The sequence below is a fragment of the Mycobacterium sp. NGS26 genome, from assembly GCF_059813025.1.
This window is the reverse complement of record NZ_JCALDU010000007.1, coordinates 142,191-168,720: the sequence shown is the minus strand read 5'-3', so window position 1 is coordinate 168,720 and position 26,530 is coordinate 142,191. Positions and strand designations below refer to the sequence as shown.

The 26,530-nt window shown below is 69.6% G+C and carries 23 protein-coding genes; 10 read left to right on the top strand and 13 right to left on the bottom strand.

All coding sequences use genetic code 11. The features are described from left to right. Positions 1–42: 42 nt before the first annotated feature. Together AC5Y6X_RS21930 and AC5Y6X_RS21925 are read left to right on the top strand one after the other, a co-directional pair. Complete coding sequence (locus tag AC5Y6X_RS21930; RefSeq protein WP_499989141.1) at positions 43–1,785, top strand: glycoside hydrolase family 15 protein; 1,743 nt, start codon at positions 43–45, stop codon at positions 1,783–1,785. Positions 1,786–1,860: 75 nt separating this feature from the next. After that, a complete protein-coding gene (locus AC5Y6X_RS21925) occupies positions 1,861–2,397 on the top strand; it encodes a DUF1360 domain-containing protein (protein ID WP_499989140.1) in 537 nt (178 codons plus the stop codon). Positions 2,398–2,428: 31 nt separating this feature from the next. Here AC5Y6X_RS21925 and AC5Y6X_RS21920 read toward each other — a convergent pair whose 3' ends face one another. Then, positions 2,429–2,746: a hypothetical protein gene (locus AC5Y6X_RS21920; protein WP_499989411.1), complete on the bottom strand. Its 318-nt coding sequence runs from the start codon at positions 2,744–2,746 to the stop codon at positions 2,429–2,431. A 372-nt stretch (positions 2,747–3,118) separates the two neighbouring features. On the opposite strand from AC5Y6X_RS21920, the gene AC5Y6X_RS21915 reads away from it, so the two are divergent. The 4 genes from AC5Y6X_RS21915 (at position 3,119) to AC5Y6X_RS21900 (ending at position 8,888) form a co-directional block, all read left to right on the top strand. After that, a complete protein-coding gene (locus AC5Y6X_RS21915; RefSeq protein ID WP_499989138.1) occupies positions 3,119–3,826 on the top strand; it encodes a GAF and ANTAR domain-containing protein in 708 nt (235 codons plus the stop codon). A 98-nt stretch (positions 3,827–3,924) separates the two neighbouring features. Next, complete coding sequence (gene glgX, locus AC5Y6X_RS21910) at positions 3,925–6,078, top strand: glycogen debranching protein GlgX (protein ID WP_499989137.1); 2,154 nt, start codon at positions 3,925–3,927, stop codon at positions 6,076–6,078. A gap of 166 nt (positions 6,079–6,244) precedes the next feature. Then, entirely contained in the window at positions 6,245–7,996 is a 1,752-nt protein-coding gene (locus tag AC5Y6X_RS21905; protein ID WP_499989135.1) for a diguanylate cyclase domain-containing protein, read from the top strand. A 124-nt stretch (positions 7,997–8,120) separates the two neighbouring features. After that, a complete protein-coding gene (locus tag AC5Y6X_RS21900) occupies positions 8,121–8,888 on the top strand; it encodes an SDR family oxidoreductase (RefSeq protein ID WP_499989410.1) in 768 nt (255 codons plus the stop codon). Here AC5Y6X_RS21900 and AC5Y6X_RS21895 read toward each other — a convergent pair. The 5 genes from AC5Y6X_RS21895 to AC5Y6X_RS21875 form a co-directional block, all read right to left on the bottom strand. After that, positions 8,885–9,853 (bottom strand): aldo/keto reductase, encoded by a 969-nt coding sequence (locus tag AC5Y6X_RS21895; protein ID WP_499989134.1) that lies wholly within the window; start codon positions 9,851–9,853, stop codon positions 8,885–8,887. The two genes, AC5Y6X_RS21900 and AC5Y6X_RS21895, sit on opposite strands and share 4 nt — an antisense overlap. A 102-nt stretch (positions 9,854–9,955) precedes the next feature. After that, positions 9,956–10,978 (bottom strand): sensor domain-containing protein, encoded by a 1,023-nt coding sequence (locus AC5Y6X_RS21890; protein WP_499989132.1) that lies wholly within the window; start codon positions 10,976–10,978, stop codon positions 9,956–9,958. A gap of 33 nt (positions 10,979–11,011) precedes the next feature. Continuing rightward, complete coding sequence (locus AC5Y6X_RS21885; RefSeq protein WP_499989130.1) at positions 11,012–12,250, bottom strand: DUF7373 family lipoprotein; 1,239 nt, start codon at positions 12,248–12,250, stop codon at positions 11,012–11,014. A gap of 11 nt (positions 12,251–12,261) precedes the next feature. Then, a complete protein-coding gene (locus AC5Y6X_RS21880; RefSeq protein ID WP_499989129.1) occupies positions 12,262–12,741 on the bottom strand; it encodes an Rv0361 family membrane protein in 480 nt (159 codons plus the stop codon). After that, positions 12,738–14,366 (bottom strand): serine/threonine-protein kinase PknH/PknJ, encoded by a 1,629-nt coding sequence (locus AC5Y6X_RS21875; protein ID WP_499989127.1) that lies wholly within the window; start codon positions 14,364–14,366, stop codon positions 12,738–12,740. Before AC5Y6X_RS21875 ends, AC5Y6X_RS21880 begins: the two co-directional genes overlap by 4 nt. 189 nt (positions 14,367–14,555) lie before the next feature. Here AC5Y6X_RS21875 and AC5Y6X_RS21870 point away from each other — a divergent pair, with 189 nt between their 5' ends. The 3 genes from AC5Y6X_RS21870 to AC5Y6X_RS21860 are packed head-to-tail and all read left to right on the top strand — an operon-like array spanning position 14,556 to position 16,825. Continuing rightward, positions 14,556–14,996: an oxidoreductase gene (locus AC5Y6X_RS21870; protein ID WP_499989126.1), complete on the top strand. Its 441-nt coding sequence runs from the start codon at positions 14,556–14,558 to the stop codon at positions 14,994–14,996. A gap of 1 nt (position 14,997) precedes the next feature. Next, positions 14,998–16,485: a molybdopterin-dependent oxidoreductase gene (locus tag AC5Y6X_RS21865; protein ID WP_499989124.1), complete on the top strand. Its 1,488-nt coding sequence runs from the start codon at positions 14,998–15,000 to the stop codon at positions 16,483–16,485. A gap of 1 nt (position 16,486) precedes the next feature. Continuing rightward, positions 16,487–16,825, top strand: coding sequence for a hypothetical protein (locus AC5Y6X_RS21860; protein ID WP_499989122.1), 339 nt, complete (start codon positions 16,487–16,489; stop codon positions 16,823–16,825). Here AC5Y6X_RS21860 and AC5Y6X_RS21855 read toward each other — a convergent pair. Beyond that, positions 16,767–17,135 (bottom strand): hypothetical protein, encoded by a 369-nt coding sequence (locus AC5Y6X_RS21855; protein WP_499989120.1) that lies wholly within the window; start codon positions 17,133–17,135, stop codon positions 16,767–16,769. The two genes, AC5Y6X_RS21860 and AC5Y6X_RS21855, sit on opposite strands and share 59 nt — an antisense overlap. A gap of 19 nt (positions 17,136–17,154) precedes the next feature. Continuing rightward, positions 17,155–18,177, bottom strand: coding sequence for a hypothetical protein (locus tag AC5Y6X_RS21850; protein WP_499989118.1), 1,023 nt, complete (start codon positions 18,175–18,177; stop codon positions 17,155–17,157). Positions 18,178–18,339: 162 nt separating this feature from the next. Between AC5Y6X_RS21850 and AC5Y6X_RS21845 the strand changes: the two genes are divergently transcribed. Further along, positions 18,340–18,996 carry a UdgX family uracil-DNA binding protein gene (locus tag AC5Y6X_RS21845; protein WP_499989117.1) on the top strand — a complete coding sequence of 219 codons (657 nt, stop codon included), beginning with the start codon at positions 18,340–18,342 and terminating at the stop codon, positions 18,994–18,996. On the opposite strand, the gene AC5Y6X_RS21840 is transcribed toward AC5Y6X_RS21845, so the two are convergent. From AC5Y6X_RS21840 to AC5Y6X_RS21820, 5 genes are all read right to left on the bottom strand, one after another. Then, a complete protein-coding gene (locus tag AC5Y6X_RS21840; protein ID WP_499989115.1) occupies positions 18,946–21,891 on the bottom strand; it encodes an FAD-binding and (Fe-S)-binding domain-containing protein in 2,946 nt (981 codons plus the stop codon). The genes AC5Y6X_RS21845 and AC5Y6X_RS21840 overlap by 51 nt on opposite strands. A 1-nt stretch (position 21,892) precedes the next feature. Next, positions 21,893–23,686, bottom strand: coding sequence for a thiamine pyrophosphate-requiring protein (locus tag AC5Y6X_RS21835; RefSeq protein WP_499989113.1), 1,794 nt, complete (start codon positions 23,684–23,686; stop codon positions 21,893–21,895). Between the two features lie 55 nt (positions 23,687–23,741). Continuing rightward, on the bottom strand, positions 23,742–24,740 hold the full coding sequence (locus AC5Y6X_RS21830) for an SDR family oxidoreductase (protein ID WP_499989409.1): 999 nt from the start codon (positions 24,738–24,740) through the stop codon (positions 23,742–23,744). 127 nt (positions 24,741–24,867) lie between these two features. Continuing rightward, positions 24,868–25,923, bottom strand: a complete 1,056-nt coding sequence (locus tag AC5Y6X_RS21825; RefSeq protein WP_499989111.1) for a DNA topoisomerase IB — start codon at positions 25,921–25,923, stop codon at positions 24,868–24,870. A gap of 127 nt (positions 25,924–26,050) precedes the next feature. Continuing rightward, positions 26,051–26,449: a heme-binding protein gene (locus AC5Y6X_RS21820; protein WP_499989109.1), complete on the bottom strand. Its 399-nt coding sequence runs from the start codon at positions 26,447–26,449 to the stop codon at positions 26,051–26,053. Positions 26,450–26,530: the final 81 nt, after the last annotated feature.

Here is a 26,530-nt window from a genome sequence, read left to right as displayed (position 1 = left end):
CCCGGGAGCCGAGCACTGTTAGCCGAAGACTTTCCCCCGCATGTGTTGCGGCAATACGCCTTGCTCGCGGACGGCGAACGCGGGGTCCTCGTCGGGCCGCGCGGTGACTACTGCTGGATGTGCCTGCCGCGCTGGCACGACGGCGCGGTCTTCAACTCGCTGCTCGGTGGCGCCGGCGTGTACGCGGTCGCGCCCGATCTGCCGCGATTCGTGTGGGGCGGATACTACGAGCCGCGGTCGTTGATCTGGCGTTCCCGCTGGGTCACCACCGGCGGGATCGTCGAGTGCCGCGAGGCCCTGACGCTGCCCGCCGACCCGCATACCGCGGTGTTGTTGCGCCGCATCCATGTCGTCGACGGGCGACACCGAATGCGCATCGCGCTCGACGCCCGCGCCGACTTCGGCGCACACGCGATGTCGGACATCTCGCGCGGCGAAACCGATCGGGGCCGGGTGTGGACCGGCAGGTCGGGACCCTGCCGATTCCGTTGGGCGGGAGCCGATGACGCCGAACTGCGCGACGACGGCTCGCTGGAGGCGGTGCTGGAGGTCGTCGCCGGGCGTGACCACGACCTGGTTCTCGAAATCTCCGACCGGGAACTGGATTCGGCGCCGACGCGGGCCGAGGACGCCTGGCAGGCCACCGAATACGCGTGGGCGCAGGCGGTTCCGGCCATCACGGACACCCTGGCCGATCGTGACAGCCAGGTTGCGTACGCGGTGCTGCGCGGTTTGACGAGCGCCGACGGCGGGATGGTCGCCGCCGCGACGACGTCGTTGCCGGAGCGCGCCGAACAGGGCCGCAACTACGACTACCGGTACTGCTGGATCCGCGACCAGTGCTACGCGGGGCAGGCGATGGCCGCCGCCGGCGGCTACCCGCTGCTCGACGACGCCGTTCGCTTCGTCAGCGAGCGCGTCCTCGCCGACGGTCCGGCGTTGCGGCCGGCGTATTCGGTCGACGGCAATCCGCCCCCGAGCGAACGCGACCTCGACCTGCCCGGGTATCCCGGCGCCGCGGCGCGCGTCGGCAACTGGGTGTCGGACCAGTTCCAGCTCGACGCGCACGGCGAGGCCCTGCTGCTGTTGGCGGCCGCGGCGCGGCTGGACCGCCTCGACAGCATGCATTGGCAGGCCGTCCACACGCTGGTGCGCAGCATCGAACAGCGTTGGTGCGAACCCGATGCCGGCATCTGGGAACTCGACGACCGGCGTTGGGCCCATTCCCGGCTGACGTGTGCGGCGGGGCTGCGCAGCATCGGCGCGGTGGCGCCGCCGCGGCTGGGCGCGGAGTGGCAGCGGCTGGCCGATCAACTGGTCGCCGACGCCGACGCCGACTGCCTGCATCCGACCGGAAGATGGCAACGGGCGCCGGGGGATTCGCGGATCGACGCGGCCCTGGTGCTGCCCGCGATCCGGGGCGCGATCCCGGCGGACGACCCGCGCACCGTCGCCACCCTCGAGGCGGTGCGCTCGGAGCTGTCCGACCAGGGCTTCGTGTACCGGTTCCGTCCGGACCAGCGGGCACTCGGAGACGACGAGGGCGCCTTTCTGTTGTGCGGGTTCCTGATGGCGCTGGCGGACCACCAGCAGGGCAACGACCTGGCGGCGGTTCGCTGGTTCGAGCGCAGCCGGACGGCTTGCGGCCCGCCCGGGTTGTTCGCCGAGGAGTTCGACGTCGAACAGCGTCAGCTGCGCGGGAACCTGCCGCAGGCCTTCGTGCACGCGTTGTTGTTCGAAGCGGCGCATCGCCTGCCCGGTCGTGGACCGGGCCGCGCCGGTTGATCGAGCCGCCGGCGGGTACCCCGCCCTGCGGGAGCCGCCCGTGAGCGGGCCGAAGGACCCAAAGGAGTAGTCGCAATGAGAGAAGTGCAGGCCGGCGCCGACGACGTGGCCCGCGCCGCCAGCCGCGAGGCCGACGTCTACCGCGGCGACAATCCCCGGCCGCTGGGCGGGTATCTGGCCGTCTTGGGCATCTACAGCGCCGTGGTGGTCGTGGCGACGGTGCTCGCGGCGCTCACCGGGCGCACCTTGCCGAAGCGTTGGCGCGCGCAGGACCTGGTCACGGTGACGCTGGGCACCCACAAGCTGTCCCGGACGTTGTCCAAGGACGCGGTGACGAGCCCGTTGCGGGCGCCGTTCACCCAGTACGCGGGCACCGGCGGCCCGGCGGAGGTCAAGGAGGAGGTCCGGGAGGACAGCCAGTTGCGGCACAGCCTGGGGGAGCTGTTGACCTGCCCATTCTGCCTGGACATGTGGGTGGCCACCGCGTTCGTCATCGGGCTGGTCTTCGCGCCCCGGTTCACCCGGCTGATCGCGGGCAGCTTCACCGCTTTGGCCGGGGCCGACTTTCTTCAGCTCGCCTACGCGATCGCGCAGCAATCGGCGGAAGGCTAGGCGGCACAGCGCCTTTCGTTATGCGGGGCCGTCACTCCTCGACGTCGAAGAACGACTCGCCGTCCTCCGGTGTCCCGTCGATCTGGCCGCGTTCGCGACCGTGCACATCGGGATCGATGTCGTCCAGGTCGTCGTCGGCGACCACGTCGAGGGCGCCGCCCGCCTCGGCGTCGTGCGCCTGCATCGACGGCCCGTCGTCGCCGGGGTCGTCCGAGGTCTCCGCCGCCAGCTTCTCGTCGAGCGTCGCGTTGTCGTCGGCCCTGAGCCACCTGTCGGGGGGATCGACCACCGCGTCGCCGTCGTCGTTGCGGACCTCGTCGGAGTCCAGGCTCTCGGAGGGCTCCAGCATGTCGTCGTCGAAGTCGTTTGGCACGACTGCCGGTTGCCCGAGACTTGGCACATCTAAACAGCGGAGTTGACAGCGCAGTCCGCGGCTGGGCCGCCATGACGAAAATCGTTGGCCGCGGGCATATTTCGCCGAGTCGCGTGATCCTTCCAGAAGGCCCGCGCCCAGACCGCCGGGGAAGGCCCGCGCCCCGGCCCGCCACTTCGTTTTCTGGACCACGGATTTCGTTTCCTGCCCTAGCCACTGTCACCCATCGGGGTCACGATGACACGGTGAGCCTGGTTTATGCGGGGGTCGAACCTGCCCGGATGCGTCCTGTGGTCGTCGCGCCGGGCGGGGCAGTGCCGCTCACGACGCTCCCGCGGGGGTGAGGCCATGCCCGAGAACAACAACACGATCGCCGCTCAGCTGGCCGACCTGATCGCCGGCCTCGACCGGCAGGGCACGGATACCAAGACCGGCCTGCACGAGCTCATCGACAGCGGCAACCGGCACGTGACGGGCTCCGAATACGCGGGGATCACGCTGGCCGAGAAGGGCAAAGAGATCACCAACGTGGTCGCCACGCATCGCTATCCGATGGTGCTGGACGTGATCCAGAACGAATACGGGGAAGGGCCCTGCGTCGCGGCGGCGTGGCAGCACCACATCATGCATGTCGAGGACCTGGCCGTCGACCGGCGCTGGCCGCGCTATCAGGAGTACGCGCTGGCGAACACCCCGATTCGGTCGATCCTGTCGTTCGAGTTGTTCGTCGATCGCGACACGACGGCCGCGCTGAGCTTCTTCGGCCACCATCCCCACGTGTTCAACGAGGAATCCTTCGAAGTGGGCGGCATTTTCGCCACGCACGTCGCCCTGGCGTGGTCGATGATGCGCCGCCACGACCAGTTCCGCAGCGCCCTGGCGTCGCGCGACATCATCGGTCAGGCCAAGGGCGTCATCATGGAGCGCTTCAACCTCGATGCCGTGGAGGCGTTCGACCTGCTCGCTCGGCTGTCGCAGAAATCCAACACGAAGCTGTTCGACGTGGCCCGCGCGCTGATCGAGAACGAACACCCGATCAAGTGCCGCCACAACTGAGCGCGGCAGGCGCGGCCGCCCCGGCCGCAAACGCGTTGTCCGCCAGGGCTGTTCGCGCGGTGGTTTGACCACCGCGCCGGCGGGGTATGGAGTGCGCCATGACCGCAGCGCCCGCGCCCACGCCCACCGGTGAATTGTGGCCGGGCAAGGCCTATCCGCTCGGCGCCACCTACGACGGCGCGGGGACCAACTTCGCCGTGTTCAGCGAGGCGGCCGAGCGGGTCGAGCTGTGCCTGTTCGACGACTCTGAAGACGGGGGCGCCGAGGCGCGGATCACGCTGCCCGAGGTTGACTCGTTCGTCTGGCACGGTTACCTGCCGGGGATCGAGCCGGGGCAGCGCTACGGCTACCGCGTGCACGGCCCGTACGAACCCGGGGCGGGGCTGCGGTGCAATCCGAACAAGCTGCTGCTGGACCCGTATTCGAAGGCCATCGACGGCACCTTCGACTGGAACCAGTCGCTGTTCAGCTACAACTTCGGCGACCCCGACAGCCGCAACGACGACGACTCCGCGTCCAGCATGCCCAAGTCGGTGGTGATCAACCCTTTCTTCGACTGGGGCTATGACCGCCCGCCGGACCGCGAGTACGCCGACACCGTCATCTACGAGGCGCACGTCAAGGGCCTGACCAAGACCCACCCGGACATCCCCGAACAGATCCGCGGGACCTACGCCGCGGTGGCGCACCCGGTGATCGTCGAGCACCTTGCGGGCATCGGCGTGACCGCGATCGAGCTGATGCCGGTGCACCATTTCGCCAACGACTCCACCCTGATCGACAAGGGCCTGAACAACTACTGGGGCTACAACACGATCGGCTTCTTCGCGCCGGACACGAAGTACTCCAGCTCCACCACGCCGGGTGGGCAGGTGCAGGAGTTCAAGGCGATGGTGCGCGACCTGCACGAGGCGGGAATCGAAGTCATCCTCGACGTGGTCTACAACCACACCGCCGAGGGCAACCACCTGGGACCGACCCTGTCGATGCGCGGCATCGACAACGCCGCGTACTACCGGCTGGTCGACGACGACAAGCGCTACTACATGGACTACACCGGCACCGGCAACAGCCTCAACGTCGGGCACCCGCACACGCTGCAGCTGATCATGGACTCGCTGCGCTACTGGGTGACCGAGATGCACGTAGACGGCTTCCGTTTCGACCTGGCCTCGACGCTGGCCCGGGAGTTCTACGACGTGGACCGGCTGGCGACGTTCTTCGAACTCGTGCAACAGGATCCGACGGTCAGCCAGGTCAAGCTCATCGCCGAACCGTGGGACGTCGGGCCGGGCGGCTACCAGGTGGGCAACTTCCCGCCGCAGTGGACGGAGTGGAACGGAAAGTACCGAGACACGGTGCGGGACTTCTGGCGCGGTGAGCCCGCGACCCTCGACGAGTTCGCCTACCGCCTGTCCGGGTCGGCCGACCTCTACGAGCACACCGGGCGCCGGCCCGTCGCGTCGATCAACTTCGTCACCTGCCACGACGGCTTCACGCTGCGGGACCTGGTGTCCTACAACGAGAAGCACAACGAGGCCAACGGCGAGGACAACAGCGACGGCGAAAGCCACAACCGGTCGTGGAATTGCGGCGCGGAGGGGCCGACGGAGGACGCGCGGGTCAACGAGCTGCGCGCCCGTCAGCAGCGCAACTTCGTCACCACCCTGCTGCTGTCGCAGGGCGTGCCGATGGTCTGCCACGGCGACGAGCTCGGCCGCACCCAGCGCGGCAACAACAACGGCTACTGCCAGGACAACGAGTTGACCTGGATCGATTGGGCCGCCGCCGACGCCGGCCTGCTGGAGTTCACCCGCGCGGTGTCGGCTCTGCGCGCGGGGCACCCGGTGTTCCGCCGCCGCCGGTTCTTCTCCGGCAAGCCGGTGGGCCGCCGCGGCCAGGGCGGCCTGCCCGACATCGCCTGGTTCACCCCCGACGGCGCCGAGATGACCGACGAGGACTGGGGCACCAGTTTCGCCAAGTCCGTCGCGGTGTTCCTCAACGGCCAGGGCATTCCCGACCGCGACACCCGGGGACAGCGCGTGGTCGACGACTCGTTCTTCCTGTGCTTCAACGCCCACCACGAGTCCATCGAATTCACGCTCCCGCCAAAGGAATTCGGCGCCGCCTGGCAGGTCGTGGTGTTCACCGGGCCCGGGGATGAGACGCCCGCCGACGAAGTGCCCGGGGGAGGCGCGCTCACCGTCCAGGCCCACACCGCGGTGGTGCTGCAGGCCCGCGACGGGGGCTGACGCGCCCGGCCGGCCGGCCGTGGAGCGGCGCGGTCGATCGCGTCGTCTCGCACCCATCGCTTGACACGAGTTACCTTGCGCCCCAAGATTTGATGACCTTGTGCCCCATGCATCGGTTCCCTATCCGCGCATACTGTCCATGGCGCCAGGGAGGAAGGGGCCGCCGATGGATAGGCCGACTCCCGACGCGTGCCTGAACGACATCGTCTGGTGCAGACGGATTGCCGTGCTGGTGGTTTTGGTGCTGGCCGCCATGACGTGGATCGGATGGGCGGCCGGCATCGATCTGCTGACCCGGATCTATCCACGCTGGCCGCAAATGATGCCGTGGACCAGTCTGTGGCTGGCAGCGCTCGGTGTGGCGATCCAGGCGCAGTCGGGCCACCCCTCGCGGTGGCGGGTATACGCCGGGCGTGGACTGGCCCTGATGGTGGGTGCCCTTGCCGTCATAACGCTCCTGGAGTACGCGACCGGTCGGGTGCCCGGCCTGGACCGGATGTGGTTCGGCGGGTCCGTGCGCGCGTCGCAACAGACCTGGCCGGGGCGTCCGAGTCCGCAGACGGCGGCGTCCGCGCTGCTCCTGGCTGCCGCTGCGGCCTTGATACGAGTGGATCGGGGGACCAGGGTCGTCTGGCCCGCATGCATGGCAGCCGGCGGGATTATCCCGTTCGTCACGGTCGGGGCTTACTTGTTCAACGCCTTGGCGCTGGTGGGCTTCTCGCCGTCGACCGGCCAGGCGCTCGCATCGGCCTTGGCTCTGCTGCTGCTCGTCGCCGCGACGTCGCTGGCCCGGCCCGACCGGATTCCGGTGGCCTGGCTGCTCGCCCGATCCGACCGGACGTCGCTGCTTCGGGTGGTGGCCATCCTCGCCGGCTTTCCGATCGTCGTAGCGTTATCGAGGCCGATTTTTCTCGAGCTGGGTTTGGGCGAGCACGCGGAGTGGACCTTCTCGATCCTGTTGGGCACCATCATCGTCGGGGCGATCGCGTTCTTCTTCATCCAGCGCGAGCAGAAACTGCTGATCGCCAAGGAGCTGCTCAGCAAGGAACGCGCCGACGCCGAGATGCGCTATCGCATCCTCGCCGACAACGCGGTGGACATCATCGTTCACCTGCGCGGCGGCGACGTTGCCTGGATCTCGCCGTCCGTGGCGGCCGCGTTGGGGGGACCAATTGAGCGGTGGACCGGTTCCCACTTCGGCCGCCGCATCCATGATGACGACCGCGACGCGGTCGCAACGGCCCTGGAGCGGATCGGCGGCGGCGAATCGGTACTCCAACGGTTCCGGGTCCGTGACGTCGATGGCAGTTACCACTGGGTCGATGGCCACGGAAAGCCCTACGTCGATGCCGAGGGCAACACCGATGGGCTGATCGCGGCGCTGCGCATCGTCGACGACCAGGTCGAGGCCGAGCAGCGACTCGAACGGTTGGCCCGATACGACACCCTCACCGGCCTGGTCAACCGGGCCGAAGCCCTGGGTCGACTCGAATCGGCGTTACGGCAGCCCCGACCGCTCGGCACATATGTCGGCGTCCTGTTCTGCGATGTCGACCGCTTCAAGCAAATCAACGACATGTGGGGACATGCCGTCGGCGATCGCGTGCTGGCCACCCTGGCGGTGCGGATCCGCACCAGCGTCCGGCACGGGGACACGGTTGGGCGGACCGGAGGCGACGAGATACTCGTCGTGTTGCCCGGCGTCCACAGTAGCGACGAGGTCGCGGCGATCGCCGAGAAGATACGTTGTCGTGCCGCCGCACCCGTCCATGTCTCCGGGAAGGCGATCCGCGCGACGCTGAGCATCGGCGCCACCATTGCGCTTCCCGGCGAGCCTGTTTCGTCGATTACGGCCCGGGCGGACGCGGCCATGTACCGCGCCAAGCTGGGCGAGCGGAACACCGTCGTCCGGATCTGAGCGGTCCTGCGATCCGACGGCCCTGTCGCTGATTCAAGCGCACCGTGCGACCGCCAACCGGGTAGATCCGGTAGGTTCGTGCCTGCAGCCGGCTTTACAGGAGAGGGCAAATATGTCACGGACAGTGGTGGTTGGCGCGTCGAGCGGGCTCGGCCGCTGCATCGGTGTGGGGCTCGGGCAGCGCGGCGAGCGGGTGGCCCTGCTGGCCCGGCGTCGTGAGCGCATCGAGGCCGCCGCCAAGGAGGCGGGACCGGGCGCGATCGCCGTCGAATGCGACGTCACCGACGAGGCGTCGTGCCGGTCGGCCGTCGCCGAGGCCGCCGACGCGCTGGGCGGCATCGACAACCTGATCTACACGCCCGCGGTCGGGCCGCTGGTCCGGATGGTCGACACGGACGCCGAAACGTGGCGGCGCATCTTCGACACCAACGTCATCGGCGCGTCGCTGGTGACGGCCGCGGCGGTGCCGCACCTGACCGCTTCGGCGGGCAAGGCGGTCTACCTGTCGTCCGACGCGGGCAGTTTCGGCCCGCCCTGGCCCGGCCTCGGCGCGTACGGCGTCAGCAAGGCCGCACTCGAGCGGCTCGTCGAGGCGTGGCGGGCCGAGCACCCCGACATCGGTTTCACCTGCCTGATCGTCGGGGAGTGCGCGGGCGGCGAGGGCGACGCGCAAACGGGGATGGCCGTCGGCTGGGACATGGACCTCGCCATGAAGGCCCATCCGCTGTGGATGTCGCGTGGCTGCATGCCGGGCAAGTTGATGCCGGTCGAGGACCTCATCGAGGTGGTGCACACGATCCTGCGCACCGACGCGGCGACGTCGATGCCGGTGGTGGTGGCCCGGGGCGCGCCGGCCGGGTCGCCGGCGTTCGCGGACGCCTCCCCGTCCTAGCGCCCCAGCCGCTCGCGGACCAGGTCGGTCAGGAAGCGCGCGCTCGAGGTCGGCCGGAACGCGCGGGCCGCCTCGGTGAGCGCGTCACGGGAATCCGAGCGCAGCTCGATGTCGGCGGCGGCGACGTTGAACTCGAGCTGCTCGACGCTGGACGCGCCGGGAATGGCGACCACGCCGGGCAGGCTGACCAGCCAGGCCAGCGCCACCTGGGCCGGCTTGGCACCGACCTCCGTGGCGACGTCGCGCAGCGTCTGCAGCAGCGGCTCGATGCGCCGCAGGTTTTCGGTGCCGAACAGCGGGTTGACCGCGCGCACGCCGCCGGGGCGGTTGTCCAGGCCGTACTTGCCGCCCAGCAGCCCCTGCGCCAGCGGGCTGTAGGCGATCACGATCCGGTTCTCGCGCTCGGCGAACGGCACCAGGTCCCGCAGCGCGTCGGCGTGGGCGAGCGAGAAGTGCACCTGGTTGCTGACGACCGGGCGCCCCAGCGCCGCATCGGCTTTGCGCCAGCGCGCGAGCGAATAGTTCGACACACCGGCCGCGCCGATCTTCCCGTCGTCGAGCAGGTCGCGCATGCCCGGCATGATCACCGAATCGGGCACCACCGGGTTGGGTTGGTGGATCTGGTAGAGCGGGATGCGGTCCAGGCCCAGTCGGCGCGCGCTGGCGCGCTCGCGCTGCTTGATCACCGCGGGGAAGGGGGCGACCGGGAAGACCTTGCTGGCCACCGCGACCTCGGCGCGCTCGTCGCCGAGCGCCTCGCCGAGGATCCGTTCACTCCTGCCCAGGCCGTACACCTCGGCGGTGTCGAACAGCGTGACCCCCAGCGCGCGGGCCCGCCGCACGATGTCCCGCGCGGCGCCGGAGGCGTAGCTGTCCCCGTAACCCCACTCGCGCGAGCCGAATTGCCAGGTGCCCAACCCGATCCGGCTGACCCGTCCCACTCCGTCGACGTCGAGATACTTCATGGCGCCCACCGTACCGGGCGGCGCCGAGCGTGGGCTCTATGCACGGGAACCGCCGCGGATTCGTCCATAGGCCACACGCTCGGCGGTGCCACCCGGAACGCGTCAGCCGGGGATCTTGTCGAGGATGTAGCGGGCGATGCTCACCACCATCTGGCGGGGGGCGTCGGCGTCGGTGGTGCCGAGCTGGTTCACCTCGAGGTCGACGACGACGTTGGATTTGGCCGCGACGGCACGGACGAAGCGCACCTTCAGGTCCTTGGGCACCAGATCCATTGTGGTGATGCCGTTGCCGGCGTCGGCGGGCGCGCTCAGGGCGAGCGGGTACGACGGCCCGCTGCGATCCGTCACCGTCACGGTCGAGCCGCCGCACTGGCGCCAGCCGTCGAGCAGTTTCGCCAGTTGCGACTGGGCGGCCGGCGGGTCGGCGAACGCGGTGACCGCCTGCATGACCTGGGTCGATTTGAGAAAGCTACGCGTGTCGTCGAATTCGGCCGCGTGGTAGCGCAGGACGGCGTTGAGGGTGTACGCCTCCGGCGCCCCGGGAATGACGCTTCCCCAGCACTGCGCGCGGTCGATGCCGGCGGTCGTGTCCGACCTGGCCGGGCGGTCCCAGGTCTGGCCGGGCTGCAGGTTTTCGTCGGACGTGATCTTTTTCAGGGCGTCGAGCCCGGGCAGGAGCGTGACGATGTTGTCCGGCGCCACCGTCGGCGCCGGCGCCGCCTCGGTGGTGGTGGCGGTGGTGGTGGTCGCGGGCGCCGCCGCCTGCCGCGACGGGAAGGCGGTCAGGGTGGCCCACGCGACCAGCGCGAGCACCGCGAACGCGATGAACGAATACGACAGCGCCACCCCAACCAGGGCGCGGTCCCGGCCGAGCTCACCGGTGCGCCGGATCTGCGCCAGCCCCAGATGCCCCAGGATCGCGCCCACCGGAGCGAACACGAACGCGAACACCAGCGACAGCGTCGCCAAGGTGTTGACGGGCGGGCGGTAGCCCGTGGGCGGTGGTGCGGGGATCGGCGGTGGCGGCGGCGACGGCGGAGGAAACGGGACGCGGCCGAGCGGGTCGTACGTATAGGGGTTGTCCGTAAAGGGGTTGTCCCCGAACGGATTCTGAGGGTCGGTCACGGCAAGGTCTCCTATGGCCTCCTTGTGGCCCGGCTATCCGCGCAGCATGCGGTATTGGGCCGCGATCTGCTGGTGTGCGGTGTCGAGTTGGCGGGCAACGGCTTTGATCACGTAGCGACCCGCGGTCGCCAGGCACCAGTAGCGGGGCACCAGCCCGCTGGCCCCGGCGACCCGGGTGCAGCGGCTCTGCGGCAGCCCCGGCGTCGGTGCGGCGCCCTGTGCCGCCGTCGTCGCGGCCGCGGTGTCGCTGTAGGCCTGCGCCAGGGTCCGCGCGCCCGCGTCGTCCCTGGCCTGATACACGGTGGTGAGGTTGGTCGACACGACGTCGACACCCGCCGCGGTCAGGTCGGCGCCGACCTGCACCGGGTTGGCCTCCAGATGCAACGCACCCGCCGGCCCGTAGGCGCCTCCCGACGTGGAGGTGGCCTGATCGGGCGGCAGCGGCACGGTGCGGGCGACCAAACCGGTGGGGTCGCGGGGAAGCGCCGCGAACCCGTCGGGGGCGGTGGGGGAGAACTTGTCGATCAGCGGAACCTGGAGATCGAGAGTGCGTGCGGCCAAAGGGGTTTCGCAGTCGGCGCCGCCGGCGCACCGGGCGACCTGGACCAGGACGTAGGGCCCGTGCGCGGTGAAGACGGACAGCTCGCGCACCGTCTGGCTGCCCTCCTGGAACGTCAGCAGCGCGGCGGCGGCGTCGGGATGACCCGGGATGGGCACCGCGCGTTCGGGTTCCGTCACGATCGGCGTGGCGCTGGGAACCCGGGGCATGGCCATCGTCTTGGCGTGCATGCCCTGGGCGCCGGCCGACGCGGCGGCGGGGTCGGCGAAGCGCAGCACGGCGTTGCGCAGCGAGGTTTGCGAATCCGGGCCGGGGGTTTGCCGTTCGGACATGAAGCCGACCACGAACGGCAAGCCGTAGGCGCCGCCCGCAATCGGTGCCCACATGACGTGGGCGAACTGCCGGAAGTCCTCGATGACCTCGGCGGCGCTGCTGGAGCCCTGGGCGGCCAGCCCGGCGTCGGCCTGCCACGGCCCGACCACGTAGTCGGCCATGCGCCTGCCCTCGATCAGCCGGCCGTCGTGCTCGTTGCCGGCGTTGCCCAGCGGCGGCTGCGGGACGGTCGGGTAACCGCCCGGGTCGAGGGCCGCGGCGTTGACCGATGCCGAAGGGCCCGAAGGGGTTTGGGGCGCCGGGCGCGCGGTGCCCCCGGTGGTGTGGCCGCAGCCCAGCAGCACCGCGGCGAGCAGCGCCGCCAGCACTAGGCTCCTCAACGTCGGGCTCGTCACGTCTTGCAGATCTTCCAGCCGTCTTCCAGTTTCAGCGGCAGGCTGACCGAGCGGCTCCCCAGGGCCTCGTTCTGGGCGTCCATCGTCGCCGTGGCGGTGTCGCCGGTGATCGTGACGGACGTGATGGCCTTGATGGTGGTGAGGCCCGTTTCGGCGCGGCCCTTCTTCACGTAATTCATTACCGGTCCGGTGAATTGGGCCCGCATCGCCGAGCACATCAAATCGGTGTAGGCGCCCCAATTCTGGGTGTTGTAGGCGTCCTGGAAGGCCATGACGGTCTGGCGTATCTGGTCTTCCGCGGAGGGCGGCGCGACGGGCGCGCCGGTCGGGGCGGGTGCGGTGGCCCGGGCGGACACGGTGGCCGCGGCGCCGCTGTGCTGGGCCACCGGGGAGCCGCCGGTCACGGTCGAGCAGGAAGCGGTGACCGCGGCGACCGCAACCGTGGCCGCGGCGGTGGCGAGTACCGATCGGTTCATTGCCGGGGCACCTTTCCGGCCGTCGCGGTGGCCAGGGCGGCGACGTCGGCCCCGCCGCCGGCGCGGCACTGGCGGATGTCGATGATCACGTTGCCGCGCTGCAGCATTCCGTGCTGGCAGGACGCGTTGCCGCCGCGCAGGCCGGCCGAGATCGTCAGGACGCCGGCGGTCGTGACCGGCTGGCCGAACTCCCACGTCTGGGGGGCCTCGCCCGGCGGGGTGACGGTGACGGTCTTGCCGCCGCACAACGCCCACTGCCCGCGTTGCGGCACGTACGACAGCCCGGCCCCGTCCTGGGATCCGAAGGCGATGACGGCCTGGGTGACGCCGTCCTGCCACGCCTTCTGGTTCATGGCGCGCAACTGCTGCGCGGCCACGCCGGTGTAGGCGCTGCCCGCGTAGACCGCTTGCTGCGCGGGCGCCCACGCGGACAGGCATTGCGGGTTGTCGATCGTCGGGCCGTCGTCGAGCAGGCTGGAGCCGTCGCGCTCGAGCAGGACGGTGTCGCCGTGTGCGGCGTTGGCGATCTCGGCGGCGGTGAGCAGGATGGGCCGTAGCTGCGCGGCGGTGATATCGGTGGCCGGCGGTCCCTGCGCCTCGGCGGGCACCGGCGTCCCGGGCCCGGATCCCGCTGCCGCGCTGAGGCTTTCGGTCGTGTCGCCCCGCCAGGCCAGGACGGTGACGGTGCCGGCGACGAGCAGCACGACCGCGGACAGGGCGGCGGCGATCGCCGTGCGCCGGCGCCGCCGCACGGGTGGCGACGGCAGACCAACCGGCACGGCAACCGTGCGATCGTGCAGCGCCGCGGCGGCCGCGTGGGCCAGCGCCGTGGCCGACGGGAAGCGGGCGGCGGGATCCTTGGCCATGGCGACGGCGACGACCCGGTCGAACGCGGCGGGCAGCCAGGGCGCCAGGTCGGTGACCCGCGGCGGCGGGGCGAACAGGTGCGCGGCCATGACTCCCGCCACGCCGTTGGTGTCCGGGTACGGCGTCTTGCCGGTCAGCAACCGAAACATCGTGCAGCCCAGCGAGTAGATGTCGATCCGGCCGTCGATCGGCGAATTCGACAGCACCTCGGGGGCGGCGTAGGCGACGGTCGCCAGCACCGAATTCGTCGCGGTCAGGCCGACGTCGTCGAGGGCCCGGGCGATGCCGAAGTCGCCGAGCAGCACCCGTTCGTGCGGTCCGACGGGCCCCGAAAGCAGGAAGTTCGCGGGCTTGACGTCGCGGTGCACCACGTGGTGGGCGTGCGCGAAGTCGAGCGCCTTGGCCACCTCGACGAGGATGTGCACCACGCGCTGGGGGCTCATGGTTCCGGCGTGCAGCGCGGCGTCGGCGTCGGTGCCGTCGACGAACTGCATCGCGATCCATAGCTGGCCTTCCTCGGTCTGCCCGCGGTTGTAGACCGACACGATCTGGGGATGGTCGAGGGCCGCCGCCATGTCGGCCTCACGGATGAACCGCGCGCGGAAGTCGGGGTCGCGCGACAGCTCGGCCGAGAGCACCTTGAGCGCGATGTGGCGGGGCAGGGCCGGGTCGGCGGCCAGATAGACGGCCCCCATGCCGCCGGTGCCCAGCACCCGCTCGATGCGGTAACCGCCCACCACGGACCCCACCCTCAGCATGCAGATCACCCTAAGGTCAACCGCGTTCTCCGGGGCGCGGGTCCGGCGATCTGCCCGCTCCGGGCGGCGCGCGGTGCAGCTCACGCGGGGAAACCGCCGTTTGGCCGGGATGCCGCGGGGTATGCGCGAACCGTGGGCTTTCTTGTCGAGACATGGCCAGAAACCTGGCATCGCAGCCGGGTGTTTCGAGTGCTCACCCTTGGCGGGTACGTCGCCTTCGATTTGCCCAGGGCCGTAACCGGGTTGGGTGCGTCGTTGCTGATCGGCATCGCGGCAACGCACCTTTACGTGTGGGCCAGCCAAGATGCGGTGCCCCGCTATTTCGAGGTTTACGCCGCCGCGGTGATCGCGCTGTGCCTGGTGTTTGCCGGCTGTTTGGGGTTCGGCCGGAAACCGCGTGTGGCACAGGCGGGTTGGTATTGCGGTAGCCTGCTCGCCGCCGCCGTGCTGGCCGTCGACGTGGTCACCCGCGTGGTCAGCCTGCCCGGCCTGGCGGCCGTGACCGGCAGGTGGGACTTCGCGCCGGCGACGTTTGCGCTCGCCTTCTCGGGCGCCTTCATCGGGTTGCACGGGTCGGTGCTGCTGGGTATCAACGTCGCCTATCCGCAACGGCAGCACTGGATGGACTGAGATGGTGCTCGACTACCCCGCGTGGCTGCGCATCGACCATTGGCTCAACGTCCTGTTCCTGACGTTGTTGTTGCGCAGCGGCATCGAGATCCTCGGCACCCATCCCAAGCTGTACTGGCACGACGACAGCAAGCCCGGCACCGAATGGGCGCGATTCACCACCAAGAAAATGCCGACCGACAAGCTCTACGACACCCTCGACGAGGAGGAGGACTACAGCCCGCTGATCGCCCTGCCCGGCCACAAGAAGCTCGGCATGGGCCGCCACTGGCACTTCTTCTCGGTGATCGGCTGGATCCTGGTGGGGCTTTCCTACTACGTCCTGCTGTTCGCCACCGGGCAATGGCACCGTTACTGGCCGTACTCGTGGGAGATATTCGGGGAGGCATGGAACGACATCGTCGCCTACATGACGTTCAACCTGCCGCCGCTGCTGCCCGACGAACCGCTCGACGCCATCCAGAAGCTGACCTACGCCGGGGTCATCTTCCTGCTCGCCCCATTCCAGATCCTGACCGGCGCGGCGCAATCCCCGGCGATCGAGGCCCGGTTCCCCTGGTATGTGCGGCTGTGGGGCGGGCGGCAACGTGCGCGCAGCCTGCATTTCCTCGGCTTGGTCGCGTTCGTGGTCTTCATCGCGATCCACCTGTCGATGGTCTTCTTCTGGGGCTGGGGTCAACTCAACGCCTCGATGATCTTCGGCTCCGTGCGCAACCTCACCCTCGCGATCGTGTTGTCGTTCGTGATCATCGGCGCGATCGTCGCCGTCCACGTCGCGGCCACGGTGTGGAGCCTGCGCCGGCCCCGCCAGGTGCACCGCATACTCGGTGCCATCAACACGCGGGCCAAGCTCATCCTGCTGCGCCCGCTGAACTCGCGGCAGAACTATCCGGAAAGCATGCTGTCGGCCGAACACCGCGTCAACGGCAAGCCGCCGTGTTCGGCCGAGTACAAGGTGATGGCGGTGCACAACTTCGTCGACTGGCGGCTGCGGGTCGGCGGGCTCGTCGAGCGGCCGGTGACCCTGGACCTTGCCGGGCTGCGGGCGCTGGCCGAGCCGGAACGGCAACGGGTCCTGCACAACTGTGTCCAGGGTTGGTCGAGCATCGGTGAGTGGGAGGGGCTTTCGCTTGCCGCGCTGGCGGACCTGGTGCGCCCGCTTCCCCAGGCGCGCTACGTGTGCTTCCTGACCATGCAGGACAACAGCCGCGACGAACCGAGCTCGCAGGGGGAGGGACAGTTCTACGAGGTGATGGATCTCGAGCTGGCCTACAAGCCGCAGACGATCCTGGCGTACGCGATGAACGGAAAGCCGTTGCCCATCAAGCACGGTGCGCCGCTGCGCCTTCGGGTGGAGACGCAGGTGGGCTTCAAGATGGCGAAATGGATCTACCAGATCGAGTTCGTCGACGACTATCGCGGCATCGGCTACGGCCTGGGCGGTTGGCGCGAGGACAACATCCACTACGACAAGGACGTGGAGATCTGACATGGGTGCCCCCACCGACAACGTCGCCGACAAAGCAACGGTGCGCCCCGAGCTGTTCGCCCTGGATGCCCCGTCGCGCGAGCGGGTGCTCGAGCAGATCGCGGCGAAGGGCGGTTACTGCGAATCGTGTGGCGAAAAGGACTTCGACGTCGGTCACGCGTTGTATCTCGGCTTCCTCTTCCTCGACGAGGATTCCGACGCGTACATGGTCGCGCTGACCTGTCGCAACCCGCAGTGCCCCAAACCGCGGACCGGAATCGTCCTGCCCGAGAAGGACTTTCTCAGCGAGACCCTGCGCGACGACGGAACCGCTTGGCCCTTGCGGGCGCGGCGTCAGTGAAATTCGGGTGAGCGAGCCGGAATCGATCGATCAGGTGCGATAGCCCGCGCAGCTCGTCGCACAGCGCACGGAACCTGCGCTCGTCCGCGGCCGCGAGCCGGCCGAGCGAGCTGTAGTGCACCAGCCGGCGCAGCCGTCCGGCCAGCACCGTGCCCCACCTGATGCTGAAGTCGTACCGTTGGCCCTCGCTGATCGCCTCCGCGTCGTCCTTTTTCGCGAGTTCCTTGAGTGCATTGATCTGTGCGGTGATCAATTCGACGTCGTCGTCGATCTGGATCGCCGTGCGAACGGGATCTTGTGTTGTGCTCATTGTCATCTCCTCCACGCTGTCACAGGTGCGGTTTGGCGACGCTGACCACATGGGCCGTGCCGGCCAGGGTGAGGTAGACGCGGTGGGGCCCGATGGCCATGCCCGTCAGCCCGGCGGATCGGGCCGCGCCCGGGGGCAGCGCGGCCCGGTAGTCGATGACGCGGATCACCGGAATCTTGCGGTCCGGGAAGCCGGTGAAGCTGTTCGTCTCGAGCACCACCACCTCGTGGTCGGTGGCGGCGTAGATGCGGGTGTCGTCGGTGCCGAGTTCGCGGATCGGCGACGGCAACCGGGCGCTGGCCAGCACCTGCAATCCGTTCTCGCCATGACGTGCGTCGACGGCATACAGCATTTCGTCGTCGTGGCCGGCGACGTAGCTGCGTTCGACCGTGGCGCCGTCGCCCGCCGAGACCGCGACGTCCATGTCCAATGAACCTTGTTCCTCGGGGGGCGACGAGGGTCCCTCGTAGTAGCGGATTCCCGAGGGCCCGTAGAGGTGGTAGTCGATCTCGCGGCCACGATTGGCCCCGTCGATGCTGTCCGCGGGCTCGCCGCGGATCGGTGCGCTCGGCAATTTGCGCGGGCCGTATTGGTCCACCGGCGTGACCGACCGGCCGTCCGCCGACAGGGCGAGCAAGATCCGCATTCCCGCGTCCTCGGCGAGGTAGGCCGGCGCCGGGCCGGCGTCGAAATCGCCGACCTGGCGCAGGCTTTCGAGGTCGATCTCGGCAACGCGGCCGCGCTCCGGCTGCGGCACGAACACGATCCGGTCGTCCTTCTGGCTGATCTGCAGATTGCGTCCCACCGCCATCGGGGCGGACAGCCGCGTCTTGGCATTCTGGTCGTGGGCGCCGCCGGTGACCTCGGCCACCCGGTTGTCGTCGGTGAGCGCGACGAGGGCGTTGAGGCGATACGACCACACCGGCTTGTGCAACATCGCGCCGACCGACCACAGCGCAACCTCCGGGGCGCTCTCCAGCGACGTTCCCGGGGCCGCACAACCGCCCACCGCCAGGACCGCGCCGACTGTGCCAGAGACCATGCCCAAGCGCCGGAGCAGGCACGCGCGATCGCCCATGTTCTAGCAGTACCCCCGCCCCGCCCCGCTACACCCCATGACCTGGGGGAAGTTTTGTTTCGTGCGGGCCCGCCGGGGTACGCCCGGTCCCATGACGTTACTGGGCTGCTTCCTGTCCTGCGGCGCATGAGCCCCACGAGGACGACCGGCGCGGCGCGGTACCTGCCCGAGGATCGCCGGCTCGACTCGCTGAGGTCGGCGGCCGAAAGATGCCGGGGCTGCACGCTTTTCCAGGACGCCACCCAAACGGTCTTCGGCCATGGACCCGCCGGGGCGCCGATCATGCTGGTCGGCGAGCAACCGGGCGACCAGGAGGACCGCGCCGGCCTGCCGTTCGTCGGCCCCGCGGGGCGGTTGCTGGCCCGGGCGCTCGACGATGCCGGCCTGGATCCCGGACTGACGTACCAGACCAACGCCGTCAAGCATTTCAAGTTCACCCGCAAGCAAGGCAAGCGGCGGATACACCAAAAGCCCAGCCGCACCGAGGTCGTCGCGTGCCGGCCGTGGCTCATCGCGGAGATCGAGGCCGTGGCCCCGCAGGTGATCCTGTGCCTCGGCGCGACCGCCGCGCAGGCGCTGATGGGACCGTCGTTCCGGGTCTCCACCGAGCGCGGCAAGGTGGTGGCGCTGCCGTCGGATCTCGAGTTCGACCCCGAGCCGAGCCTGGTTGCCACCGTGCACCCGTCGGCTGTGCTGCGTGACCGCAGCGACGGGCGCGAGGAGGCCTACAAGCTATTCGTCGGCGATTTGCGCAGCGCGCGCGCCGCTCTCGCGCGCGGATAGCGCCGCGGCGATCACCTGCGCGAGGTGCATCGGCTTGTGGTCGGCGGAGAGCTCGCGAATCTGGGTGCGGCAGCTGAACCCGTCGGCCAGCACCAGGGCGTCGGGATCGGCGTCGCGCAGCGCGGGCATCAGCTTGTCCTCGGCGCAGGCGACCGACACCTCGTAGTGACCGTTTTCGAAGCCGAAATTGCCGGCCAGGCCGCAGCATCCGGCGTCGAGGACGTCGGTGTCCACGCCGGCGTCGACGAGCAGCCGCTTGTCGTCGCCGTAGCCCATGATCGCGTGCTGGTGGCAGTGCGGCTGGATGACGGCGCGGGCGCCGATCTGCGGGGGCTCCCAGTCCGGCGCCTTGCGCGCCAACAGCTCGCCGAGCGTGAAGGTCTGCTTGGCCAGCCGGTGCGCGTCCTCGTCGCCGAAAAGGAGCTCGGGCAGATCGGAGCGAAACACCGCGGCGCAGCTGGGTTCCAGCACCACCACCGGGGTGCTCGCCCGCAGCGCTGGGCGCAGCGCCGTAAGGGTGCGCCGCAGAACGCGTTTCGCGACCTTCAACTGTCCGGTGGAGATCCAGGTCAGCCCGCAGCACACGGTGCGCCGCGGCACCTCGACGTCGAAGCCCGCCGATTCCAGCACCGCGACGGCGGCCCGCCCCACCTCGGGCTCGAAGTTGTTGACGAAGCTGTCCGGCCAGAGCACAACGCGCCCGCGCGGTGCCGCGTCCGCGGCGGACGGGCGGTGGGAGAACCAGCTGGTGAACCTGTCGTCGGCGAAGCGGGGCAGCTCGCGGCGCGGGTCGATCCCGCCGACCTTCTTGACCACCTTCGACAAACCGCGCGCATGCGTGGCGGAGTTCAGCAGGTGCGGCGCGGTCGCGGCCAGCCGGGCCCACAGCGGGATCCAGCCCATCGAGTAGTGCGCCATCGGTCGCAGCCGGCGCCGATAGTGATGGAACAGGAACTCCGCCTTGTAGGTGGCCATGTCGACGTCCACCGGGCAGTCGCTGCGACAACCCTTGCAGGCCAGGCAGAGATCCAGCGCGTCGTGCACGGCCGTGGACCGCCAGCCGTCGGTGATCACCCCCCTTCCCGACATCCCCTGCACCATCTCGAACAGCAGCCGGGCCCGCCCGCGGGTGGAGTGCTCCTCCTCCTGGGTCGCGCGGTAGCTGGGGCACATCACGCCCGACTCGTGGCCGCGGCACTTGCCCACCCCGACGCAGCGCGCGGCCGCGCGCGAGAAGCGGTGATCGTCGTCGGGATAGGCGAACATGACGTCCGGCTCGGCGGGGCGGTAGTCGACCCCGAAACGCAGGTTCTCGTCGAGTTTGTACGGGTGCACGACCTTGCCGGGATTCATCCGGTTGTCGGGATCGAACAGCGCCTTGGTCTCCTCGAACGCCTTCACCACGCGCTCGCCGAACATGATCGGCAGCAGCTCGCCGCGGGATTGGCCGTCGCCGTGCTCGCCGGACAGCGAGCCGCCGTACTTCACCACCAGCCGCGCCGACTCCTCCACGAAGGAACGGTAATTGGCCACACCCTCGGCGGTGCGCAACACGAAGGGGATGCGCGTGTGCACGCAGCCCTGGCCGAAATGCCCGTACAGCGAGGCGGTTCCGTAGTCGTAGCGCTCCAGCAGCTCGCGGAAATCGCGCAGGTAGTCGCCCAGCCGGTCCGGCGGCACGGCGGCGTCCTCCCACCCCTCGTGGGTCTCGGGCTCGTTGGGCGGATACGCGGTGGCGCCCAGCCCGGCCTCGCGGGCCGACCAGACCTCCTCCTTGCGGGTCGGGTCGTCCAGCACGGTGACGCCGTTCGACAGCTTGTGCAGCGCGTCGATCATCGACTTGGCCTTGCGGTCGGCGTCGTCCTGGTTGTCCCCGTTGATCTGCACCATCAGCCAGGCGTTGCCGTCGGGCAGCTGGCGCAGCGCCTGCTCGGCCAGCCGCTGCGAATGCTCGAGTTCGACCAGCCGGTGATCCAGGCCCTCCAGCGCCGCGGGGTCGTGCTCGAGCACGGCCGGCACGGCGTCGGCCGCGGAGGCGACGTCGTCGAATCCCATGACCACCAGCGCGTTGGCCGGCGGTATGCGAACCAGCTGCAGCTCCGCCCGCAGCACCGTGACCAGGGTGCTCTCCGAGCCGACCAGCGCCTTGGCGACGTGAAAACCGTTCTCCGGCAACAACGAATCGAGGTTGTAGCCGGAGACCCGCCGCGGGATGCTCGGGTATCGCGACCGGATGTCGTCGGCGTATCTTTCGATCAGCGCCTTCAGGCCGCGGTAGATCTCGGCGCGCCGGCCGCCCTCGTCGACGATCCGCTGGAATTCGTCGTCGTCGGTTTGGCCGACCCACATGCGCAGCCCGTCGTAGGTCACCACCTCGAGGCGGCGCACCGAGTCGACCATCTTGCCGTACGCCTGCGCGGTGGAACCGCAGGAGTTGTTGCCGATCATGCCGCCGATCGCGCAGCTGACGTGGGTGGACGGCTTGGGGCCCACCATCCAGCCCGACGACTTCAGCTGGTCGTTGAGCGCGTCGAGCTTGATTCCCGTCTCCACCACCGCGATTCCCGCGTCGGTGTCGACGGAGCCGATCCGGGTGCAGTACTTGCTCCAGTCGATCACCACCGCCGCGTTGCAGCACTGCCCGGCCAGGCTGGTGCCGCCGCCCCGGGACAGCACGGGCAGGTCGTGCCGGCGGCACACGTCGATGGCCCTGGCCCCGGCGTCCGGGGTGCGCGGCACGACCACGCCGATGGGCACCTGCCGGTAGTTGGAGGCGTCGGTGGAGTAGGTCGCCCGCGAGCCGGGATCGAATCGGATCTCCCCGTCGACGCTGGCGCGCAGCTCATCGGCCGCCGCTTCGAACAATTTGGGCGTTCGGTCCCGCGTCGCGGTCATGTCAGCTCTTCTTGTGGGGCAGGAACTCTTGCATCTTGGTCTTGAGGCCGACCTTGGCGAAGCCGGTGCGGTTTTCGTCGCCGCCCAGCACGGCCGCGGTGAGGGACTTGAACTGGTCCCATTCGGCGTGCGGCGGGATCGGGGGCATATCCGGGTCGGTGAAGACGTCCATCACGGTCGGGCGGTCGGCCGATAGCGCCTCCCGCCAGGCGTCTCCGAGTTCCTCCGGGTCCTTGATGGACAACGCGTTGAGGCCAAGGCTGGCCGCGAACGCCGCGAAGTCGACGTCGGGAAGCGCTTGGGACTCAACGAATTTGGGTGCACCAGCCATGGCGCGCATTTCCCAGGTGACCTGGTTGAGGTCGTGGTTGTGCAGGACCGCGACGATCAGTCGGGGATCGTCCCACTCCTGCCAGTACCGTTTGATCGTGATCAGTTCGGCCATGCCGTTCATCTGCATGGCGCCGTCGCCGGCGAACGCGATGACCGGCCGCCCCGGGTGGGCGAATTTCGCCCCGATGGCGTACGGGACGCCGGGGCCCATCGTGGCGAGGTTGCCCGACAGCGAACCGCGGATGTTTCCGCGAAACCGCAGGTTTCGGGCGTACCAGTTGGCGGACGAGCCGGAATCGGCGGTGACGATCGCGTCGTCGGGCAGCTGCGGGGACAGCTCGGAGAACAGCCGCAGCGGGTTGATCGGGTGGGCGGCGACGTGCGCCTCCATCTCCATGGTTTCCCACCACCGGGCCACGTTGGCCTCGATGCCCTCGCGCCAGGACCGGTCCTCCTTGCGGCGCAGGTGCGGGATCAGCGCCCGCAGTGCGGATTTCGCGTCGGCGACCACGTTAATCGCGTAGGGGTAGCGCATCCCGATCATCCGGCCGTCGATGTCGATCTGCACGGCCTTGGCTTGCCCGAATTCGGGCATGAATTGGGTGTAGGGGAAGCTGGACCCCACCGTGAGCAGGGTGTCGCAGTCGCGCATCAGCTCGTAACTCGGCCGCGTGCCCAGCAGCCCGATAGCGCCTGTGACCCAAGGCAATTCGTCGGGCAGCACGTCCTTACCCAGCAGCGCTTTGGCGGCGCCGGCGCCGAGTAGGTCGGCAACCTCGATGAGCTCGTCGCGCGCCTCCCGCGCGCCCTGGCCCACCAGCATCGCGACCCTGGTGCCCTCGTTGAGGATCTGCGCCGCGCGCGCGATCGCCTCGTCGTCGGGGGAGACGGCCGGCCATTCGATGCCCAGACTGGAGGGCACCATCTTGAAGGCGTGGGTGGGCGGCGAGTACTCCAGTTCCTGCACATCGGACGGGATGATCAGCGCGGTCGGGGCGCGCTGGCTCACCGCCACCCGGATGGCGCGGTCCAGGCAGTTGGGCAATTGCTCTGGGACGGTGACCATTTGGACGTAGTCACTGGCGACGTCCTTGTACAGGCTGAGCAGGTCGACCTCCTGTTGGTAGGACCCGCCCATGGCGCTGCGGTTGGTCTGCCCGACGATCGCCACCACCGGCACGTGGTCGAGTTTGGCGTCGTACAGGCCGTTGAGCAGGTGAATCGCTCCGGGCCCCGACGTGGCCATGCAGACCCCGACGCGCCCGGTGAATTTCGCATAACCGACCGCTTCGAACGCGCTCATCTCCTCGTGGCGCGACTGGATGAACTTCGGCTGGTTGTCCGCCCGGCCCCAGGCCGCGAGGATGCCGTTGATCCCGTCGCCGGGATAGGCGAAGACGTGCTTGACGTCCCATGCCCGCAACCGCTCCAGCAGGTAGTCGCCGACCTCTTGTTTGGACATTAATTTCCCTCCTAGACAACAGGGTTCGAAAGATTCGGAAGTCGCGTGCGCCCGGTTACCGGCGCCATCGTCGTAGCCGCCGCGCCGCCGCCCCGGCCGCGGTGGCCAGGGCCGCCGTCGCCGCGCCGCCCAGCACGCCGTGGTGCTGGGAGCCCCAGAGTTGGATGCTGCTGCTCGTGGACCGGTCGTCGAAGATGCCGTGGGCGCCGTAATCCCGGCTCGCGTCGGCGGGTTCCCACAGGTTCACCGGCTGGTCGGGCGGGCGGGGGTCGTCGGTCTGCTGTGAGTCGAAGCCGGTGCGGGCGAGATAGCGATCCAGCACGCCGGGCGCTATCGCGTTGGCGGCCAGGGTTCCCACGGTGGAGCCGCCCACCCAATACTCGCGTCGCCGTGGGTGATCCGCGGCGTGCAGCACCGCCCGCGCACAGACCTCGGGCTGGTAGATCGGCGGGACCGGCTGGGCCTGCCTGGGCAGGCGCGACAGCACCCAGGAGAACTGCGGGGTGTTGACCGCCGGCAGCTGCACCATGGTGACGCGGACCTTGCTGCGTTCGTGCAGCAGCTCGCAGCGCAGGGCCTCGTTGAAACCCTGGATCGCGTGCTTGGCACCGCAGTAGGCGCTTTGCAGCGGGATGCCCCGGTAGGCGAGCGCGGACCCGACCTGCACGACGGTGCCGGCGTTGCGGGGCCTCATCCGGCGCAGCGCCGCCATGGTGCCGTACACGAAGCCGAGGTAGCTGACCTCGGTGACGCGTCGGAACTCCGCGGGCGTGATTTCCCAGAACGGGGCGAAAACCGAAGTGAACGCGACGTTCACCCACACGTCTATGGGCCCGAAGGTCCGTTCGACCTCCTCGGCGGCGGCCTCGCACTGGTCGGCGTCGGCCACGTCGGTGGGTATCACGCAGGCCTTGCCCCCGGCGGCCTCGACGTCGCGGGCCGCGGCGCGCAGCCCCTCCTCGCCGCGGGCCAGCAGGCCGACGTGGGCGCCCCGCGCCCCGAACGCGGTGGCCGTCGCGCGCCCGATGCCGCCGCTGGCACCGGTGACCACCACCGTCTGACTCGCGCGCGCGCCCTCTCCGCTCCCCACAAGCTGACGTGATACCCGCATTTTCGGCGGCTATTCGTCACCGGGACGATTTCTTACGACCGTCGTTGTGGAATCGCCAAGCCGAGATGGGTCACGCGCTCTTGGCCAGCGTGGCCAAGCCGGATGCGCTGTCGTCCTTGGCCACGCGTCGGATCAGCAGGCGGGTGGCCTTCTCCAGGATTTCCTGAGCGGTCTCGGGCCGGCGGGTGCGCCCGGCGCGACGTGCCGCCGCGGCGATCGTCTGCCCCTGCCGGTAGCCGGTGACGACCCGCGGATCCACGTAGGAGCCGCGGGCGACGGCCGGGGTGTTGCCCAGCTCCTCGGCGACCTCGCGCATGACCGCCGCCTCGACGCGCTTCGCCACCCGCTGCGAGACGGCGGGGTCCGCATCGGCGAACGCCGCGGCGGCCAGCACCGTCCCGTGCCAGGTCCGCAGGTCCTTGACGGTGTACTCGTCGCCCACGAGCTCCTTGAACCGGGCATTGAGATCGTCCGCCCGGATGTCGACCCAACCGGATGCGGTGCGGCACACCAGCAATCGTTCGGTGCGCCCGGTTCGCCGCATCAGTGCGCGCACCGCGCGCACCACCGCGGGATCCTCGACCTCAAGGGTTCGCCGCACCCCGCTCTTGGCCGGATAGTCGAATTCGACCGCGTCCCGGCGCACCGTCACGTGCTCACACAGCAGGGTGGCGATGCCATAGGACTCGTTTTCCTCGGCGTACTGCTCGCCGCCCGCGCGAAAGTAACCTCGATCGAGCAGGCGCAGCGCCAGCGCCAGCACGCGCTCGCGCGTCAGGCCCCGCCCCGCGAGGTCCGCGGCGATGCGGTCGCGCCACGCCGGCAGTCGCGTGGACAGTTCCAGCACGCGGTCGAACTTCTCCTCGGCGCGCTCCTGGTGCCAGGCCTCGTGGTAGAGATACTGGCGCCGGCCGGCCGCGTCGGTGCCCACGGCCTGAATGTGGCCCGCGGGATGCGGTGAGATCCATACTTTCTTCCACGCCGGCGGGATCACCAGCTCCTTGATCCGCTGCAGCGTGCGCTCGTCGTCCAGTCGCTCGCCGTCGGGGCCGTAGTAGGCGAAACCCTTGCCCCGGCGCTTGCGGGTGATCCCCGGCGCGCCGAGCACGCTGCGACGCAGCCGCATCCTCGCCTCCCAGCCCTTCCCAGTCCCGTTGTCTGGCTGGACATCTACCCGCCCGGCGAGCCGTTCACACGGAAACGACCCGCCACGGCGGTGTGGCGGGTCGCTTCTCGTCGGTGTCAGCCGGGTGTCAGCCGGCCATGAACTCCTGGTAGGCCGACTCCAGGTTCGGCGGCAGCGCCGTCACGTTGCACTGACGCTCGGTGTCGCCGATGGGTGCCAGGATGCCGCGCAGGTCGTAGTACTCCTGCGGGTGCGCGGTGAAATAGTCGCGCAGGTTGGATGCGGCCTGCGCGCGCGGCTGCCCGTAGGCCGCCGTGACCACCTGGTTGGCATCCGGATGCCCGGCCAGGTACTGCTGGGCCGAGCCGGTCACCGAGGAAACGGTGGCGTTGACGCCGGCGGGGCTGCAGTCGGGTGCCGCGGCCGCCGACGGAGCGGCGACGATGCCCACGGCCATTCCCCCGAGCAGGCAGCCGGCGCCGATACCGGCCATTCGCCGACGCGCGGCGATACTGCTGATTTTCATTTCAGTGATTGTCCTTCGATCAAGTGATTCGCCGAGGCTCCCGAGGCCCGAAATCCAAAGTAGCCGAGGCGAACAGCGCCG